This is a genomic window from Rhizobium sp. 9140 (assembly GCF_900067135.1).
Taxonomy (GTDB): domain Bacteria; phylum Pseudomonadota; class Alphaproteobacteria; order Rhizobiales; family Rhizobiaceae; genus Ferranicluibacter.
The window spans coordinates 1644320-1663154 of sequence record NZ_FJUR01000001.1; the positions used below are offsets into that span (position 1 = coordinate 1644320).

17 protein-coding genes are annotated in these 18835 nt (G+C 63.0%); 13 read left to right on the top strand and 4 right to left on the bottom strand.

Annotated features, from left to right (window positions below; genetic code table 11):
- The first annotated feature begins 30 nt into the window (after positions 1-30).
- From GA0004734_RS07635 to GA0004734_RS07685, 11 genes are all read left to right on the top strand, one after another.
- On the top strand, positions 31-1569 hold the full coding sequence (locus GA0004734_RS07635) for a sugar ABC transporter ATP-binding protein (RefSeq protein ID WP_092932605.1): 1539 nt from the start codon (positions 31-33) through the stop codon (positions 1567-1569).
- Positions 1570-1597: 28 nt separating this feature from the next.
- A complete protein-coding gene (locus GA0004734_RS07640) occupies positions 1598-2617 on the top strand; it encodes an ABC transporter permease (RefSeq protein WP_092932607.1) in 1020 nt (339 codons plus the stop codon).
- A 139-nt stretch (positions 2618-2756) separates the two neighbouring features.
- Complete coding sequence (locus GA0004734_RS07645; protein WP_092932609.1) at positions 2757-3659, top strand: sugar phosphate isomerase/epimerase family protein; 903 nt, start codon at positions 2757-2759, stop codon at positions 3657-3659.
- Position 3660: 1 nt separating this feature from the next.
- A complete protein-coding gene (locus GA0004734_RS07650) occupies positions 3661-4671 on the top strand; it encodes a Gfo/Idh/MocA family protein (protein ID WP_092932611.1) in 1011 nt (336 codons plus the stop codon).
- Between the two features lie 8 nt (positions 4672-4679).
- On the top strand, positions 4680-5465 hold the full coding sequence (locus tag GA0004734_RS07655) for a TIM barrel protein (protein WP_092932613.1): 786 nt from the start codon (positions 4680-4682) through the stop codon (positions 5463-5465).
- Between the two features lie 77 nt (positions 5466-5542).
- Positions 5543-7480 carry a bifunctional 5-dehydro-2-deoxygluconokinase/5-dehydro-2-deoxyphosphogluconate aldolase gene (gene iolC / locus GA0004734_RS07660; RefSeq protein WP_092936049.1) on the top strand — a complete coding sequence of 646 codons (1938 nt, stop codon included), beginning with the start codon at positions 5543-5545 and terminating at the stop codon, positions 7478-7480.
- 1 nt (position 7481) lies between these two features.
- Entirely contained in the window at positions 7482-9317 is a 1836-nt protein-coding gene (gene iolD, locus GA0004734_RS07665; protein WP_092932615.1) for a 3D-(3,5/4)-trihydroxycyclohexane-1,2-dione acylhydrolase (decyclizing), read from the top strand.
- A gap of 27 nt (positions 9318-9344) precedes the next feature.
- Positions 9345-10262: a myo-inosose-2 dehydratase gene (gene iolE / locus GA0004734_RS07670; RefSeq protein ID WP_092932617.1), complete on the top strand. Its 918-nt coding sequence runs from the start codon at positions 9345-9347 to the stop codon at positions 10260-10262.
- 14 nt (positions 10263-10276) lie between these two features.
- Positions 10277-11089 carry a 5-deoxy-glucuronate isomerase gene (gene iolB / locus GA0004734_RS07675; RefSeq protein ID WP_092932619.1) on the top strand — a complete coding sequence of 271 codons (813 nt, stop codon included), beginning with the start codon at positions 10277-10279 and terminating at the stop codon, positions 11087-11089.
- A 22-nt stretch (positions 11090-11111) separates the two neighbouring features.
- Positions 11112-11501, top strand: coding sequence for a tautomerase family protein (locus GA0004734_RS07680; RefSeq protein WP_092932621.1), 390 nt, complete (start codon positions 11112-11114; stop codon positions 11499-11501).
- A complete protein-coding gene (locus GA0004734_RS07685) occupies positions 11498-12397 on the top strand; it encodes a MurR/RpiR family transcriptional regulator (protein WP_092932623.1) in 900 nt (299 codons plus the stop codon). Before GA0004734_RS07680 ends, GA0004734_RS07685 begins: the two co-directional genes overlap by 4 nt.
- A gap of 14 nt (positions 12398-12411) precedes the next feature.
- On the opposite strand, the gene GA0004734_RS07690 is transcribed toward GA0004734_RS07685, so the two are convergent.
- The 4 genes from GA0004734_RS07690 to iolG are packed head-to-tail and all read right to left on the bottom strand — an operon-like array spanning position 12412 to position 16658.
- On the bottom strand, positions 12412-13458 hold the full coding sequence (locus tag GA0004734_RS07690) for a Gfo/Idh/MocA family protein (RefSeq protein WP_092932625.1): 1047 nt from the start codon (positions 13456-13458) through the stop codon (positions 12412-12414).
- A gap of 29 nt (positions 13459-13487) precedes the next feature.
- Positions 13488-14660: a Gfo/Idh/MocA family protein gene (locus tag GA0004734_RS07695; protein WP_092932627.1), complete on the bottom strand. Its 1173-nt coding sequence runs from the start codon at positions 14658-14660 to the stop codon at positions 13488-13490.
- Between the two features lie 23 nt (positions 14661-14683).
- Positions 14684-15601 (bottom strand): myo-inosose-2 dehydratase, encoded by a 918-nt coding sequence (gene iolE, locus GA0004734_RS07700; RefSeq protein WP_245292365.1) that lies wholly within the window; start codon positions 15599-15601, stop codon positions 14684-14686.
- Between the two features lie 49 nt (positions 15602-15650).
- Complete coding sequence (gene iolG, locus GA0004734_RS07705) at positions 15651-16658, bottom strand: inositol 2-dehydrogenase (RefSeq protein ID WP_175386252.1); 1008 nt, start codon at positions 16656-16658, stop codon at positions 15651-15653.
- A gap of 116 nt (positions 16659-16774) precedes the next feature.
- Here iolG and GA0004734_RS07710 point away from each other — a divergent pair, with 116 nt between their 5' ends.
- Both GA0004734_RS07710 and GA0004734_RS07715 read left to right on the top strand, forming a co-directional pair.
- Positions 16775-17788 (top strand): LacI family DNA-binding transcriptional regulator, encoded by a 1014-nt coding sequence (locus GA0004734_RS07710; protein WP_245292366.1) that lies wholly within the window; start codon positions 16775-16777, stop codon positions 17786-17788.
- Between the two features lie 183 nt (positions 17789-17971).
- A complete protein-coding gene (locus GA0004734_RS07715) occupies positions 17972-18820 on the top strand; it encodes a hypothetical protein (protein ID WP_092932633.1) in 849 nt (282 codons plus the stop codon).
- Positions 18821-18835: the final 15 nt, after the last annotated feature.

Sequence of the window (18835 nt, forward strand, 5' to 3'; positions counted from 1 at the left end):
TTCCCCGATCCTATCCTGGAGGGTTTCCTTATGGTCAGTCCCCGCACTGCCGAAGCGATCAAGCACGTCATCGAAGAGACCGAACGCCACGGACTTCTCTCTATCGAGGGTATCCGCAAGGAGTTTCCGGGTGTCGTCGCGCTCGATAACGTCCAGCTGCGCGTTCGCCGCGGCACCGTTCACGCCCTGATGGGGGAAAACGGGGCCGGCAAATCGACATTGATGAAAATCATCGCCGGAATCTATCAGCCGGATGCCGGCGAAATCCGCCTTCGGGGGGAGCTCGTCACGTTAAAGTCGCCGCTCGATGCGCTTGAGCAGGGCATCGCGATGATCCATCAGGAGCTGGCCCTGATGAACTGGATGACGGTCGCCGAAAACATCTGGATCCGGCGTGAGCCGAAAAACCGGTTCGGTCTCATCGATCATGGTCGGATGGCGGAGATGACGGCCGATCTTTTCGACCGTCTGCGCATCAAGCTCGATCCGCGCGCGCAGGTGTCGGAGCTGACCGTCGCCCAGAAGCAGATGGTCGAGATCGCCCGTGCCGTGAGCTATGACAGCTCCATCCTCATCATGGACGAGCCGACATCGGCTTTGACGGATCGCGAGGTCGAAGGCCTGTTCTCGATCATCCGCGACCTGCGCGAACGCGGGATCGGCATCGTCTACATCACGCACAAGATGAACGAGCTGTTCGAGATCGCCGACGAGTTCACCGTATTCCGCGACGGCAAATATGTCGGCTCTCATCTGTCGAAGGACGTCAACCGCGACGACATCATCCGCATGATGGTCGGGCGCGATATCACCGACATGTTCCCGAAGATCGAGTGCCCGATCGGCGAGGTCATCCTCGAGGTCCGCAATCTTACGATTCCCGGCGTCTTCCACGACATATCGTTCTCGCTCCGGCGCGGGGAGATCCTGGGGCTTGCGGGGCTTGTGGGGTCGAAACGGTCGAACGTCGCCGAAGCGATCTTCGGGGTCACGCCTGCCACATCCGGCGAGATCCTGGTCAACGGCACGGCGGTGACCATCGGAAGCCCGAGCGCTGCCATGGCGCAGGGCTTTGCCTTCCTCACCGAGGATCGCAAGGAGACGGGCTGCTTCCTGAGCCTCAATTGCCTGGAAAATATCCAGTCGGCGCTGATCACGCGGTCGCACGTCAAGGGCGGTTTTGTCGATCAGTCCACCGTGACCAAGCTTTCCGAGGACATGGCGCGGCAATTGAGGGTGAAGACCCCGAACCTTTACGAGACCGTCGAGAACCTCTCGGGCGGCAACCAGCAGAAGCTGCTGATCGCCCGCTGGCTCCTGACCAAGCCGCGCATTCTTATCCTCGACGAACCCACCCGTGGCATCGACGTCGGCGCCAAGTCGGAAATCCATCGGCTCATCACCGGTCTCGCGGCGGAGGGCGTCGCGGTGCTGATGATCTCGTCGGAACTGCCGGAGGTGCTGGGGATGAGCGACCGCATCGTCGTCATGCATGAAGGTCGCGTGTCCGGCGTCCTCGACCGCGCCGACGCCACTCAAGTCAAGATCATGGACCTCGCTGCGCGCTAGTCGCGCATCGCGGGAGGAGACAGCGAACATGAACACCATCACGCAACCGGTTCCCAAATTGCAGCAGACGCGGCGTCGCGTTCCCCCGGAACTGACGATCCTTCTCGTGCTCGTCGGGATCTCGCTGACGTTCGAAATTCTCGGCTGGATGCTGCAGGGGCAGAGCTTCCTCGGCAATACGCAGCGGCTCTCGATCATGATCCTGCAGGTCTCGGTCATCGGCATCATCGCGATCGGTGTCACGCAGGTCATCATCTCGGACGGCATCGACCTCAGCTCCGGTTCGATCGTCGGGGCAACGGCGATGATCTCCATGAGTCTGGCCCAGGTCGGCACCTTCGAGCGTGCGCTCTATCCCGGCCTGACGGATCTTCCGGTCATCGTGCCCGTTATTGCCGGGCTTCTGGTCGGCGTCGTCTGCGGCGCGATCAACGGGCTTCTCATCGCTTACTCGCGCATCCCGCCGTTCATCGCGACGCTCGGTATGATGGTCACCGCACGCGGCTTTGCGAAGTGGTACACCAAAGGTCAGCCGATCAGCTTTCCCACAGACAGCTTTGCGGCGATCGGCAAGGGACTCGCACCGGTCCTGATTTTCCTCATCGTCGCCGCCATCATGCATGTGGTCCTGCGCTACACCCGTTATGGCAAGTTCACCTATGCCATCGGCGCGAACAAGCAGGCGGCGCGCGTCTCGGGCATCGATGTCGAGCGCCACACGGTCAAGGTCTATGCGGTCGCGGGTCTCCTCTCGGCACTCGCCGGCATCGTCGTCGCCTCGCGCGGCCTGACCGCCCAGGCCGGCATGGGCACGAGCTATGAGCTCGATGCGATTGCCATGGCCGTCATCGGCGGTGTCTCCCTTTCGGGCGGTCGCGGCTCCATCCTCGGCACCATGATCGGCATGGTCATCTTCGGGGTCATCATCTCCGGGTTCACGTTCCTGCGGCTCGATGCCTATTATCAGGAAATGCTCAAGGGCATCATCATCGTCGCCGCCGTCGTGGCCGACGTCTATCGCCAGCGAAAGCGCGTGAAAAAGGCCTGACCATCTGGACGCGAGATGACCATCCAGCCCTGAACGTCCATTCCATCCGCAGAACGGCGTCATCGATGCAGAATCGACACGAGGTCCGAGAGCCTTGACGCATGCGCAGAAAAGACCAGCGAGAAGGAGATAATCCCTCATGAAACACACCCTCGACCCACACATGTTCCGGCACCTGTCGTTGGAGGACACCTGCCGGAAAGTTGCCGATCTCGGCTACGACTACGTGGAACTGTCGCCGCGTCCGGATTTTCTCTCCTGGTGGACGAGGCCCAAGGTCTATCCGGAGCGCGTCGCCAGCTTCAAGAAGGCGCTCAAGGATCACGGTGTCGGCCTTGCGACACTCCAGCCGATGTATCGCTGGGCGAGCCCTTACCAGGACGAGTGGGACAACGCGATCGACAACTGGAAGCGCGTCATCGAGATTGCGGTCGAGATGGATGGTCCGATGCTCGTCTCGGAGTTCGGGCGTGGCGGATCGCCGGACCGCAGCCTAAACGATCGCTCGGGCCTTCATCGTCCCGAGACCTGCGAGGCCCAGTTCTTCCGCGCCATGGATATTCTCGTGCCTCTCCTCGAGAAGGAAGGCCTTGTCCTGTCTCTGGAAGCGCACCCGGAAGACTGGATCGAACAGATCGCACCGGCCGTCGATATCATCAAGACGATCAACTCGCCGTCCGTCAAAGCGTCGTTCATCGCGCCGCACACGTTCTTCTACGGTCCCGACATGGTTGCCAATCTTCGTGCGACGGAGGGGCATCTGGTGCATGTCCGGCTGGCCGACACCTACGACCACAACAAGTCGTCGGAGCTTCGCTACATCGTCAACCCTCCGGGTTCCAAGGTGCGCGTCCATCAGCACACCAACTTCGGCCAGGGCGAGATCGATTTCGACACGTTCTTCGCAACGCTCGCAGACATGAAATTCGACGGTGTTCTCTCGAACTGCGTGTTCGCCTGGGAAGACCGTGTCGATGAGAGCGCGCGCTTCATGCTCAACGAAACCCGGCGCTACGTCGCCAAATACTGGAATGAGGCCTGAAATGACTGTTAGAATTGGTGTTATCGGCACGGGTGCCATCGGGCGCGATCATGCGCGCCGCATCAACCACGTCCTTGGCGGCGCAAGGATCGTCGCTCTGAGCGACGTCAACCGGGCCTCGGCCGAAGCGGTCAAGGCAGACATCGCACCGGATGCCGCCATTTTCGACACGGGCGAGGCGCTGATCGCCTCGCCGGATGTCGATGCCGTTCTCGTGACCTCCTGGGGCGCGACGCACGAACAATATGTCCTCGCAGCAATCGCTGCCGGCAAGCCGTGTTTCTGCGAGAAGCCGTTGGCCACGACGGCGGATGGCGGCAAGCGCATCGTCGATGCGGAGGTCGCTCATGGGAAACGCCTCGTGCAGGTCGGCTTCATGCGCCGCTACGATGCGGGCTACGTCGCCCTGAAGAAGGTGGTCGACAGCCAGATCGGCGCGCCGATCATGGTGCATGCCGCGCACCGCAACCCCGCCGTGCCCGAGCAATACGTCACCCCGATGGCGATCCACGACACGATGATCCACGAGATCGACGTGCTGCGCTGGCTGCTCGACGACGACTACGTCTCCGCCCGCGTTCTCTTTCCGCGGGCCTCCGCCCGCAGCCATGCCAAGCTGCGCGATCCCCAGATCGTCATTCTGGAAACCGCCAAGGGCACGATCATCGACGTCGAGATCTTCGTGAACTGCCACTACGGCTACGACATCCAGTGCCAGGTCGTCGGCGAGGACGGTATCGCCAACTTGCCCGACCCCATGGCCATTCCCATGCGTCTCGGTGCGCGCCAGCAGAGCGAGATCCTGACCGACTGGAAGGACCGTTTCATCGCCAGCTACGACGTCGAACTGCAGGATTTCATCCATGCCGCGGCCAGGGGCACCGCCTCCGGCCCCAGTTCATGGGACGGCTATGTCGCCGCAATCACATCGGATGCCTGCGTCAGCGCGCAGGATGCCGAAGGTGCCGCGATCGCCATCAACCTTCCCGCCCGTCCGGCGCTGTATAACTGAGGTCTCCCATGCGTTTTGCCATCAACCACATCACGGCCCCGAACCTGTCTCTCGAGGATTTCTTTTCAACCGCCCGCCGTCTCGGGCTGACGGAGGTCGAAATCCGCAACGACACCCCGGATGTCGTCCACACGATGGACCCCGCAGACGTCAAGGCGGCGGCGGAGAAGGCCGGCGTCGAGATCGTTTCGATCAACGCGCTTTATCCCTTCAACGTCTGGTCGGGAGATCTCCCGGCAAAGGCTGTGGCTCTGGCGGATTACGCTGCGGCGAGCGGCGCCAAGGCGCTGGTCATGTGCCCGCTGAATGACGGGACAAAGGTATCTTTCGATGATCTCGTGGCAGCTCTCTCAGCCATGAAGCCGATCCTTCAGGAGCGCGGTCTGACAGGCCTCGTCGAGCCCCTGGGATTCCCGATCTCCTCCTTGAGAACGAAGGCGGAAGCCCTCAGCGCCATCGATGCGGCTGACGGCAGCGATGTCTACAGACTGGTCCACGACACCTTCCATCATCACCTTGCGGGGGAAACCGAGTTTTTCCCGAGCCGCACGGGCCTTGTCCACATCTCGGGCGTGGTCGATCCGGCGGTTGCGGTGGACGACATGCTCGATGCGCACCGCGTGCTGGTGGATGATGCAGACCGTCTGGAGAACGTGGCGCAGATCAAGGCGCTGATCGCCGCCGGCTTCGATGGCCCCTTCAGCTTCGAGCCCTTTGCCGAAGAGGTCCACGCGTTGACCGATCCGGAAGCGGCCGTCCGCGAGAGCATCGCCTACGTCTCGGCCCATCTCTGACGCAACGAGCGGCCGTGTCTGCGCGCAGGTGCAGGCACGGTCGATCCCTGGAACCGCGGCCCATGCCGGAGGATGAAATGAACAAGTCACTGGATGTCATCACGATCGGTCGATCATCCGTCGATCTCTACGGTGCTCAGATCGGCGGACGTCTGGAGGATATGGGCTCCTTCCGCAAATATATCGGCGGCTCGCCGACCAATATGGCTGCGGGAACAGCCCGACTCGGCCTCCGGTCCGCCCTGATCACGCGGGTGGGCAACGAGCATATGGGGCGCTTCATCCGCGAGGAACTGGCGCGCGAAGGCGTCGATGTCACCGGCGTGAAAACCGATCCCGAGCGGCTGACGGCGCTCGTGCTTCTCGGCATCCGTGACGAGGAGACATTCCCGCTGATCTTCTATCGCGAGAACTGCGCCGACATGGCCTTGAGCGAGGACGACATTGACGAAGAGCTCATTGCCCGTTCACGCTCCGTCGTTGCCACCGGCACGCATCTGAGCCACCCCGACACCGAAAAGGCCGTTCTGAAGGCGCTGGAGCTTGCCCGCAAGCACGGAGCCCGGACCGCGCTCGATATCGACTACCGTCCCAATCTCTGGGGCCTTGCCGGCCATGGCGACGGCGAAAGCCGGTTCGTCGAAAGTGCGGCCGTCACATCCAAGCTGCAATCGACGCTTCATCTCTTCGACCTCATCGTGGGGACGGAAGAGGAATTCCACATCGCGGGCGGCTCCACGGACACCATCGCGGCGTTGCGTGCGGTGCGCGCCGTCTCGCGCGCGACGCTCGTCTGCAAACGCGGTGCGGCAGGAGCCGTCGCCTTCACGGGCAATATTCCCGACGATCTTAACGACGGAGAAACCGGGCCCGGCTATCCCATCGAGGTCTTCAACGTGCTGGGTGCGGGCGACGGGTTCATGTCCGGCCTCATCAAGGGCTGGCTCGAGGATGCCGCTTGGCCGCGTGCCCTTCAATATGCCAATGCCTGCGGCGCCTTTGCCGTCAGCCGCCACGGCTGCACGCCGGCCTATCCCTCGCTGGCGGAGCTTACGTTCTTCCTCGATCGAGGGGTGAAGACCAAGGCGCTGCGTCAGGATCCTGAGCTCGAGCAGATCCACTGGGCGACGAACCGGCACCAGGACTGGTCGATCATGCGTGTCTTCGCCTTCGATCACCGCATGCAGCTGGAAGCCATGCCGGGAGCCACGCCCGAGAAGATCGGCCACTTCAAGGCGCTCTGCCTCCAAGCCGCGCTCGGCGTGCAGAACGGTCAGCCGGGATACGGCATTCTCTGCGACAATCGCCTCGGCAAGCGCGCTCTGCACGCGGCTTCCGGCACCGGCCTCTGGATCGGCCGTCCGGTGGAGTGGCCGGGATCGCGTCCGCTGACGCTCGAGCCGGAGATCGGTCCCGACTTCGGCGGCCTGGATGAATGGCCGCTCGACAATGTCGTGAAGGTCCTGTGCTTCTGCCATCCCGATGATGCGACCGACCTGAGGGATGCGCAGGAGGAAACGGTCAGGCGACTTTTTGCGGCCGCGCGGCGCAACCGGCTGGAGTTTTTGCTGGAGATCATTCCGTCGAAAGTCAGCCCTGTGAATGATGACACCAACGCCACGCTGATCCGCCGCTTCTACGAGATCGGCGTCTATCCCGACTGGTGGAAGCTGGAGCCGATGGCGAGCCGCGTTGCCTGGGAGAAGGCCTGCACCGCCATCACCGACAACGATCCGAACACACGCGGCATCGTGGTCCTTGGGCTTGATGCGCCGGAGGACGAATTGGCGGCCAGCTTCAATGTCGCCGCCAGCTTCCCGCTGGTGAAGGGCTTTGCGGTGGGACGAACGATCTTCGCCCAGGCGGCCCGAGACTGGCTTGTCGGTGCGACCACGGATGCGGATGCCGTTGCAGATATGCAGGCCCGCTACCGCCGCCTTTGCGTCCTCTGGGACACGGCGCGGGCGGCGGCGCAGGACAATGATGCGGCGGTTTCGTCGCAGGGAGGACTTTGACATGACCGACACCGTTCGACTGACCGCGGCGCAAGCCATGTTCCGCTGGCTTTCCGTGCAGATGACCGAAGAGGGAGACCGCTTCATCGAAGGCGTCTGGGCGATCTTCGGCCATGGCAACGTCGCCGGCATTGGCGAGGCCTTGCATGGCATCGGTGCGAAGCTGCCGACATGGCGCGGACAGAACGAGCAGACGATGGCGCATGCGGCCATCGCCTATGCCAAGACGAAGCGCCGCCGGAAAGCCATGGCGGTAACGTCCTCCATCGGTCCCGGCTCGACCAATCTCGTCACGGCCGCAGCGCTCGCCCATGTGAACCGCCTGCCGGTCCTCTTCATTCCAGGCGACGTCTTCGCAAATCGCCGGCCGGATCCGGTCCTCCAGCAGATCGAGGATTTCGACGACGGCACGATGAGCGTCACGGATTGCTTCCGCCCGGTCAGCCGCTATTTTGACCGGATTACCCGGCCCGAGCATCTTCTGACCGCACTGCCGCGCGCCCTTCAGGTGATGACGGACCCCGCCACCTGCGGTCCCGTCACGCTGGCCTTCTGCCAGGATGTTCAGGCGGAGGCCTACGACTATCCCCTGTCCTTCTTCGACACGAAGACATGGCGCATCCGGCGCCCGGAGCCCGACATGCGGGAGGTTGAGGATGTCGTTGCGGCGCTGAAGGCTGCGCAGACCCCCGTCATCGTCGCCGGCGGCGGCGTGCTCTATTCGGGTGCCGACGCAGACCTTTTGGCCTTTGCCCGAAAGCACAACATCCCCGTCGTCGAAACGCAGGCGGGCAAGGGGGCGATCGACTGGGAGGAGACGCTGAACTTCGGTTCGCCGGGGGTAACAGGCACGGATTGCGGCAACGCGATCGCGGCAAAGGCCGACCTCATTCTGGGTGTCGGAACGCGCTTTCAGGATTTCACGACGGGAAGCTGGGCCATCTTCGGCAAGGCGAACCGCAAGCTCGTCTCCATCAACCTCACCGGCTACGACGCGGCCAAGCATGGCGCGATCCCGCTGGTGTCCGACGCGAAAGTGGCGCTGGAGCGGATTTCGAAGGGGCTCGGCGAGCACCGCTTCGCCGATCCGGACTTTGCGGCTCGGGATGCCTGGTTCAAGGCGACAGAGCAGGTGACGGCGGCACCGGAGCCTGCGAGCGCCAATGTCCTGCCTTCGGATGCTCAGATCATCGGGGCGGTGCAGCGGGTGGCCGGGCCACAGACGGTTGCCATGTGCGCGGCCGGCACCATGCCGGGAGCGTTGCAGATCCTCTGGCGGTCCGCAGCGGGCGGCTACCACATGGAATACGGCTTCTCCTGCATGGGTTACGAGGTCGCGGGCGCGTTCGGCATCAAGCTGGCAGCGCCGGACAAGGAGGTCGTCTGCTTCGTCGGCGACGGCTCCTACATGATGGCGAACTCCGAACTGGCAACCGCCGTGATGATGCGGGTGCCCTTCACCATCGTTCTCACCGACAACCGTGGTTACGGCTGCATCAACCGGCTCCAGCAGGAGTGCGGCGGTGCCGAATTCAACAATATGTACAAGGACAGCAACATCGAGGTGCAGCCCGAGATCGACTTCGTGGCGCATGCCGCCTCGATGGGCGCGCATGCGCTGAAAGTCGACAGCATCGCGGACCTCGAACGCGAGATTGTGGCCGCGCGGGATCGCCAGATCCCCACCGTGATCGTCATCGATACGGAAGCGGAAACCGGTCCGGGTATCGGCGGCGCCTGGTGGGATGTCGCCGTTCCCGCGGTCGGCGATACCGACAAGCTCGCCCGCGCCCGCGCCCATTACGAGGCCAACACCGCGCGCCAGCGCATCAACTGACATGTCGACAGGCCGGAAGGAACGACCATGATACTCTACGGAACCAACCCCATTGCCTGGTCGAATGACGACGATCAGACGATCGGCGCGCATCTGACGCTTGAGGATTGCCTGTCGGATTGCCGCAAGATCGGCTTCGACGGTATCGAGAAGGGCCACAAGATGCCGAGCGAGGGCGGGGCACTGAAGGACGCGCTCGGCGCGTTCGGCCTGCGCTTCGTCGGCGGGTGGCACTCCACCAATCTCCTCGTCAACGACGTGGAGACCGAAATGGCAGCGCTGCAGACCTTCATCGACATGACCAAGGCCGCCGGCGGCGACCACATCAATGCCTGCGAATGCTCCAACACCGTGCATGGCAGCGAGGGCACGCCGGTCAACGACCGACCCATCATGACCGATGCCGAGTGGACACGGTTTTCGCAAGGCTATGAGGCACTTTCGAAGCATGCGGCCGATCAGGGCGTCAAGATGGGCTACCACCACCACATGGGCACGATCATCGAGAGCGCCGCCGATATCGATCGCTTCATGAGCATGGCCGGGCCTCAGACGCGGCTTCTCCTCGACACGGGCCACTGCACCTTCGGCGGTGCCGATCCGCAGGACGTCGCCCGGAAATACATGGACCGCGTCACGCACATCCATGCCAAGAACATCCGGCCCGAGATCATGGCCCGCGTCCGCTCCGAAAACCTGTCGTTTCTCGATGGCGTGCGTCTTGGGGTCTTCACCGTGCCGGGTGATCCGGAAGGCTGCGTCGCCTTCGAACCCGTGCTGAAGATCGCCGCAGAGCATGGCTATGCGGGCTGGCTCGTCATCGAGGCCGAGCAGGACAGCGCCGTTCGGGAGCCGTTCCTCTACCAGAACATGGGCCTGAAGGCTCTAAAGGCGATGTCTCGCCATGCGGGGCTCGACACATCCTCCGCGACAGCCGCGGAATAAGGAAGGCAAGAGCGATGAGCATGCTTCAACGCCGGCCCTTTGGCGGGCACGGCAAGGTCCACGAGATCACGCCGCAGTCGGCCGGCTGGCGCTATGTCGGCTTCAGCCTCTACCGCCTGCGCGCGGGCGACAGGATCGGTGAGGCGACCGGTGCGATGGAAACCATTCTGGTGATGGTCGAGGGCAAGGCACGGGTTCAGGCGGCGGGCACGGATTGGGGCGAACTCGGCGATCGTATGAACGTCTTTGAGCGCACGCCGCCGCACTGCCTCTATGTGCCGAATAATGAGACATGGCAGGCGCAGGCGACCACGGACTGCACCATCGCCGTCTGCCTGGCTCCGGGAAAGGGCGGCCACAAGGCCCACCGTATCGGGCCGGACCGGATCACGCTCACGCCACGCGGGACCGGCGCAAACCAGCGCTTTATCAACAACATCGCGATGGAAGCCGATGACGACTGTGACAGCCTGCTGGTGACGGAGGTGTTCACGCCGGCCGGCAACTGGTCGTCCTATCCAAGTCATCGGCACGACGAGGACGATTTTCCGCGGATCACCTATCTGGAGGAGACCTATTACCACAGGCTCGATCCTGACACGGGATTCGGCGTCCAGCGGGTCTACACGGAGGATGGCACGCTCGACGAGACCATAGCTGTGAAGTCGCACGATGTCGTCCTCGTGCCACGCGGCCATCACCCCTGCGGCGCGCCCTATGGTTTCGACATGTACTATCTCAACGTCATGGCAGGTCCCTTGCGGAACTGGCGTTTCGTTCCCGATCCCGCCGTCCAGTGGATCATCGATCGCGACACGAAGGCCTGACCGCCTGACGAAAGGACATCTCATGCCGCTGATCAAGCTGCACATCCGCAAGGGCCGGTCGGAGGCCGACATCACACGCCTTCTCGACACGGTGCACGCGGTGATGCTGGACGCATTTCATGTACCGGAACGGGATCGCTACCAGATCGTGTTCGAACACGAGGACACGCATTTTCGCGCGCTGGATACGGGTCTCGGCTTCACGCGGACGGATCGTTTCGTCCTGATCGAAGTCGTCTCGCGGCCAAGGCCAAGATCCGAAAAGCTCGCATTCTATCAGGGGCTTGGTGTTCAATTGTCCGAAAGATGCGGCATTCCGGCGTCCGATCTCATGGTGTCTTTCGTTGAGAACAGTGACGAGGACTGGTCGTTCGGCGGGGGTGTCGCTCAATTCGTGACGGGTGATCTATGAGCGGTCGGCTGGACCCCGTCCCGCAAGGTCGTCGGGCGTCTGCCTCCGCGCGTTCGCTTCGAGGACCCCTACAGCGTGGCAAGGACGACCGTCCGCGGGATCTCGATACGCTGAAAGCCCTGATGCTGGCGCGGCACGCAGACTTTCCCAAGCGGATCGCGACGCTTGCACATTACGCCCTCGACCATCCCGACGATATTGCCTTCGGCACCGTCGCATCCATTGCAGACGCTGCGCAGGTTTCGCCGTCGACGCTCGTCCGTTTTGGGCAGTTCCTCGGATATAGCGGGTTCAGCGATCTTCAGTCGGTGTTCCAGCAGGCGGGACGCACGAGAATCGTCGCAAAGGCCACATCTCATGCTGCATCGGCGGCTGGCCCCGCCCGCGACGACTGGAACGCCATTCAGGAGACGGTCGAGGCCTGCCGCATGTCGCTCGACATGATGGGCGAGACGATCCCCCTTGCCGACATCAGCGCTGCGTCGGGCATGCTATCGACGGCGGATAGCATCTTCATTCTCGCGGACAAAGATGCTCTGCCGTTCGCAAGCTTCTTCCACCGGCGTCTTGTCGCGATGAACCTCCGGGCCATCCTGCTGACCGACCTGGCCTCTGCAACCGACATCCTCGCTCTTGCAAGGCGCGGAGATGCGGCCGTCATCCTCGAAACGGCCCCGTTCAGCAGCGCGCTCGCTGCTCATGTCGTGACCATCAAAGAGTTGCAGATGCCGATTGTCTGCATGACCGATACGCCACTATCGTCCACGGCAGCACTCGCCAGCGTTCGCTTCAATCTCGCCGGTGCCGGCAGAGACGCCTTGTCACGCGTGACAGCCGGCATCGTGCTCGGCGACGCCCTGGCCAACGGTATTCGTGCGTCCTTGCAGACGACGTGACGGGTGAGAGAAGCCTATTCCACCAGCCCTGCCTGCGTGAAGTCGATACCGAGCGCCTGCCGTATGCCGTCGAGCAGCCGCATGGTGGCGAGCGATGCCTCGACGGGTCGGCACGCGGTCTCGCATTTTCCTTCCGAGATCGCCCAGGCGATCTCGGCGGCTTCGTAAAAAAGACCCTGGAAATGCGCGCCTCTCGGCTCTTCGTAGCGCAGGCGGCGGGTGCCATCGAGGGACCAGACCTCGAAGCTGCCGGGCAGGTGAAACTCCGTCTCGAACCGTATGGTGCCTCGGCTGCCCATGATCGCCGCGTTCGTCGGGCTGAAACCGTAAGGCGATGTCGACATTGTGCCGAGAGCGCCGCTCTTGTTGGAGACGACGACGGAGAGCTGTCCGTTGACGCCGGCCGGGTCGGGCGTGGCCAGACCGACGATGCGCTCGGGCGTGCCAAGAAGCTTGGCGAGGAGCGAGACGGGATAGGTCCCGAGATCGAGAAGAGGCCCGCCGGCAAGCGTCGCATCGAAGATCCGGTGATCGCGCGGCAGGTATTCGCCATACTCGGTATAGACGGAGAGGATATCGCCGATGTCGCCGGCATCGAGGACCTGGCTGATCACGTCGAATTTCGGGAGGAAGTAGGTCCAGAGCGCCTCGGCGAAGAACACACCCTTCGACCGCGCGGCGGCCACCATGTCCGCTGCCTGTGCGTGATTGAGAGCCACCGGCTTCTCGACGAGAACATGCTTTCCTGCCGCAATCGCCAACATCGCGTGCTCATGGTGCAGGTTGTGGGGTGTCGCGACATAGATGATGTCGATATCGTCGGCAGCAACGAGCGCTTCGTAACTGCCGTAAGCACGGGGAAGCTGCCAGGCGGCTGCAAACCTCTCGGCGGCCTCGGGCGATCGGGAGCCGACCGCCGCGATCGTCTGGCGCGTATGCGCCTGAACCGACTCCACGAACTTCGCGGCGATCCATCCCGAGCCGAGAATACCCCACCGAAGCGGGGGTGCCTCCATCGGTGGCCGGGTCCGGGGCAGGGGCAGTGTTTCGGGGAAAGACATGCGTGCTTCTCCTTCTCGTTCGTCGCGTGTCAGCCGGAGATCTTCTGCCAGGACCCGGTCTCGACGGAGCGTTCCATCGCGTCGATGATGCGTTCGTTGGCAAGCCCGAAGTCGAAGTTCGGAAAACAGTCCGCGCCGTTGCAGATGCCCTCGATGAGATCGCGGACCTCAATGACCTTGACGTCGAAATAACCGAGACCGCCGCCTGCAAAATCGAACCCGAAGAAAGCGCCGAACTGCGGTACCTGGCTTCCCGCGAGGATGGTCTTGAAACCGCGGTCCGGCTTCGGATCGTTGAAGCGCGAGATCTTCAACTCGTTGAAGCGCTCCCCATCCATGATGATGGTGCCCTCTGTGCCGGAAACCTCCCAGTAGATGCCGAAGACTTTGCCGGCAGCGACACGCGATGCCTCGATCGTACCGCCCGCCCCATTGCTGAAGCGGATCAGCGTCTGGATCTGGTCCTCGTTCTCCACTGTCGCGCGCGGCGCATCCGTGTCCGACGTCGCCCCATAGCCGGAACCGCTTTGCGGCACGGGCCGCGTCGGAAAGAAGGTCTGCGTCTGCGCGATGACCTGATCGATATCGCCGACCAGATATTGCGCCACCGAGATCACATGGCTTCCCAGATCCCCGAGCGCGCCCGATCCCGCATCCTTGCGTGTGCACCGCCAGGAAAACGGCAGGTCCGGATCGTTGAAGAAACCCTGATCGAACCATCCGCGAAACCGCATCGGCGTGCCGATATCGCCGCGGTCGATCATGATCTTGGCGAGCATGGCGGCAGGGGTCTTGATGTTGTTGAAGGCGACCATGGTCTTCACGCCCTGCCGTCGTGCCGCCTCGGCCATCTCCTCGGCCTCGGCCAGCGTCACCGATAGCGGTTTCTCGCAATAGACGTGCTTGCCGGCGGCGATGGCAGCAAGCGCCATCTCATGGTGCATCGCGTTGGGCGACGTGATGTCGACCACGTCGATGCCGGGATCGGTCACAAGCGTCCGCCAGTCGCCGGTGCTCCGCTCAAACCCGAAACGGTTGGCGGCATCGGCCGCAAGCTCGCTCGTGACATCGGCGAGCATGCTCAGATGCGGGATCGCCGGCAAATCCCGGTAGAGCGTGGCCGCGCGACGGTAGGCATCGGCATGGGCCTGCCCCATGAAGCCGGAGCCGATCAGACCGATGTTCAGCGTCTTTTTTGGCATCGTCGTTGTCCTCAAGGGGGCCATCAGGCCGAGAATTGCGCAAGGATATGGTGGAAAGCCGCAGTGACGGCCGGCAAAGGCGGCACGATCGACGGATCCTGCTCTGCCTCGACCACAAGCCATCCGCGATAGCCGCTCTCCCGGACGAAGCGCGCCATTGGCGCGAAATCGAGCGCGCCGTCTCCGGGGACGGTGAACATGCCGCTTCGCACCCCTTCGTTGAAGCTCAGGTCACGGGTGCGAACCGCGGCAAGAGCCGGCGCGCGGACATCCTTCAGGTGAATATGGACGATGCGGTCGCCGAAGCGCTCGATCAGCTGAGGGTAGGCAAAGCCTGCCGCCGCCGCATGGCCCGTGTCGAGAAGAAGCCCGACCGACGGCCCTGCCGCGTCGAAGATCGACGAGATCTCGTCGAACGTCTCGGCGACCATCATCAGATGATGATGATAGGCGAGCGTCAGACCATACGCGCCGGCGAGCGTGGTGCCGAAATCGGTCAATCGGGCAGAATAGGCCGCGACATCCCCTCCCGCAAGATGCCGCCTGCGGGACATCGGCGCATCGAGAGGCGCACCGGGCGTCATCATGGCCGTTTCGCCATAGACCATGACGGTCGATCCCATGGCGCGCAGCAGATCCGCATGGGAAGCCACGGCGGTTAGTTCGTCGTCTACGCTGCCTTCAGCGAGTTGACCGGAATGCCAGCCGGAGGCAAGCGACAGTTTCCGGCTGTCGAGCAGGGGCGCCAGCAATTCTTTTGTGCGCGGCAACTTGCGGCCAAGCTCGACCCCCTCGTAGCCGGCACGGGCGGCGTCATCGAGACAGGTCTCGACCGGGATATCCGCGCCAAGGTCCTCCAGGACATCATTTGCCCAGGACAAAGGGCTCACGGCGAGGCGGACTCCGGACGGAAGCGCCGAAAGGTTTTCAGATCTCATCATGATCTCCGGTATGAAGGATTGTGCCAGGGTTGCCACGCGGTGTCGCCCTTCAGGGCCTCCAGTCGGGGCCAATCCGGACGGGCAGGCCGGTGGCGACGGACGTCACCGCTGCTTCCGCGATCCGTTGCGCTTCCAGACCGTCGCGGATCGTCGCCAGCGGTTTTGTGCCGGTCCGGATCATCTCGACGAACGCGGACATCTCGGCGCGATAGGCTGTCGAGAAGCGTTCGATGAAAGAGTTCATCGGCGGGGAGGCCCTGAAGCCGTCGGCAGCGGCGATCACGACCCCGCGCTGCGGACGGTTCTCGACATAGAGCACTTCACGGGCGCAGAGCACTTCGAGACGCTGGTCGTAACCAAAGGGTGCACGGCGGCAGTTGATCATCTGGACGAAGCGCCCGGAGGCGGAGGTCAGCGTGACCATGGCCGTATCGATATCGCCGGCTGCGCCGATCTCGGGGTCGATGAGGCAATTGCCGACGGCGTAGACCGTCACGATCTCCTCACCCAGCAGGTAGCGCGCCATGTCGAAGTCATGGATCGCCTGATCCCGGAACATGCCGCCGGACCGCTCGACATAGGCGCGGGGCGGTGGTGCGGGATCGCGCGTGTGCATGACGATGTGTTCCAGCGGTCCCGCAGTGCCATCCGAAATCCGGTCTCTCACGAAGCGGAAATCCGGATCGTAGCGGCGCTGGAAGGCAAGCAGGCACGGCACACCCGAACGCTCCACCGCCTCCGTGACCGTCTCGACCGTCGCGAAATCGAGGCTCACGGGCTTCTCGCAGAAGATGGCCTTGCCGGCACGCGCGGCTTCGATCAGCAGAGCGGCATGCGTGTCGGTCGAACTTGCGATCACGACACCGTCAATCGACGGATCGGCGAAGACCTGCGCAGCCTCGACGATGTCGGCGCCGACGTTCGCCGCAAGCTCCGAGCGCGCCTCGCTCTCGATGGGATCGACAAGATAGCGCACCCGCACGGAAGGTTGGCTTGCGGCGTTCGTCGCATGCACATGTCCGATGCGCCCGGCACCGAAGACGGCGAGATGTAGCATGAAGATCCTCCCGATCCACCCGAGCCGCTTCGGCCCCGTTTGTTGTCGGCAGTCTAGCGCGGTGCTAATGAGGGGATACGTCGATCTTGATGAGATCTCCTCAAACGGAGTATGCCGTGGGCAAGCCGACATCGCGAGATCTCGCCATCGCGGCCGGCGTATCGCTGGCTACGGTCGATCGTGTCCTCAACGGCCGCGGCGGCGTGAGCCCGGACAAGGAGCGGCGTGTTCTCGAACAGGCGAGACGGCTGAAGATCAACCGCGTGATCGACCCGCGCGCCGCGCGGACCCTGCGTGTCGCCGTTCTCCTTCAGTCGCGCGCAAATCCGTTCCATGCGGTCGTGCAGGATGGTTTCGAGACCGCGACGCGCCTCTACCCGCAGTATAACCTGCAGTTTCAGGTTCATCACATCGACCCGGTTCGACCCGCTGCCACCGTTGCGCTCATTCAATCTTTGGGTGGGCATTGCGATGCGCTGATCATCGTGAGTTCACAGAACAGGGATGTCGCGACGGCCCTTCGAGGCTGGAGCGGGCAGGGGAAACCCGTCATGACGCTTGCCACCGATATTCGCGACGCGGATCGCATCGCCTATATCGGACCCGACAACCGGAAAGCAGGACGGGTCGCCGGAGACTTGATGGCGCGCCTGATGGGCAGGGAAGGCGGCGAAATCGTCATCATATCCGGCATGCTGAGCATGATCGGCCATGAGGAGCGCGAGATGGGCTTCCGCGCGGTGTTGCGCGAACGCTATCCGCATTGCCGGGTGACGGACGTTCTGGAGAGCCTGGAGCGCGCGGAAACGGCGGGCGATCTCGTCTTCGACGCCTTGCGCAGAAATCCTCAGATCCGTGGCATCTACAATGCCTCCGCCGGCGCCCAGACGGTCGTGACGGCGCTCAAGACACTCGATTGCGCCGACGAGGTCGTTTTCATTACGCATGAACTGACCGACGACCGCCGCCAGCTCATTCGCCAAGGCCTGATCGATGTCATTATCGATCAACGACCCGAACTCGAAGTGCAAACCGCCGTTCAGGCACTGGCGTCCTATTTCGGCAGGAACGATCATCCCCCCGTATCCCTCGTGACGCCGATCGACATCTACATGATCGAAAATGCTTGAGGCCCAGGCGAGACCGTTCACAAGGCCGTTCACAAGGCCGTTCACGGTGCAGTCTCGCGGCCCGTCATGGTCTCCGGCGCTTCCAGTCTGACGACAGATTGCCACGATACGTAGGGAGTCCACACGGCGCGACATCTTTTCCTGTGTGGCCGGTGTGATGATGATCGATGGGAATGGTGCGTTATGAGCAGGCTTCTTTTCTCTCTTCCGGTTCACGAGCGGCCCGACATCGTTCTCGAGCAGATCAGGAACATCGATTACTTCTGCCCCGGCTCGGTCATCTGCCTGCATGTCTCCGCGGGTGCCTTGGCGGAGAAGGAGGCGTTTCGGGCGCTGTGCGCGGCGGAGAACGTTCTGGTCAATCCGAATTCCTACGAAACGCAGTGGTCGGCCGGGATCATGCACACCCATGTCAGCAACTTTCTCCATGCGACGGAGATGAATGTCGCGTTCGACAAGATCGTCCTGATCTCCTCCAACGAGATGCTCGTGAAGCCGGGGCTCGCGGACTATGTCGGAAAATACGACATCGGGTCCCAGATGGAGGTTTATGACTCGTCCAACGACTGGGGCGTCTTTCGCGACAGCTTTCTCCACAGCCCCTCCATGCAGGGGTTTCTCTCGGCCTTGAGCCTGCCGCTGTTTTTCGGGGGGCAGGCGGAAGGGCAGTTTGCCAGCCGGCATATCTTTTCCCAGCTTTCACGCGCATTCGTCGAACATTTTCCGATGGCCTCGGTCGGCTTCCCGGTCGAAGAGGTCATTCTTCCGACCTTCGCCGCACGCCTCGCCATGACCGGCGTGACCGTGGGCCAGCCGATCACGCTGTGCAATTATTGCAACAATCTCGACATGAACGCGGATGTCATCGATCTCGTGCGGGCGGGCAAAGGTGCCGTCTTTGCGCGCCGCATTCCGCGGGCGCTGCGGTCGCCGCATATCGGCGCATCGGTCCTCGACGCCGTCTTCAGCGTCAAGCGCGTTCCCCGGGAAGCGTGCGAACTCCGCGACTATATCAACGGTCTCATGGTGTAACGGCCACGCCGCCGT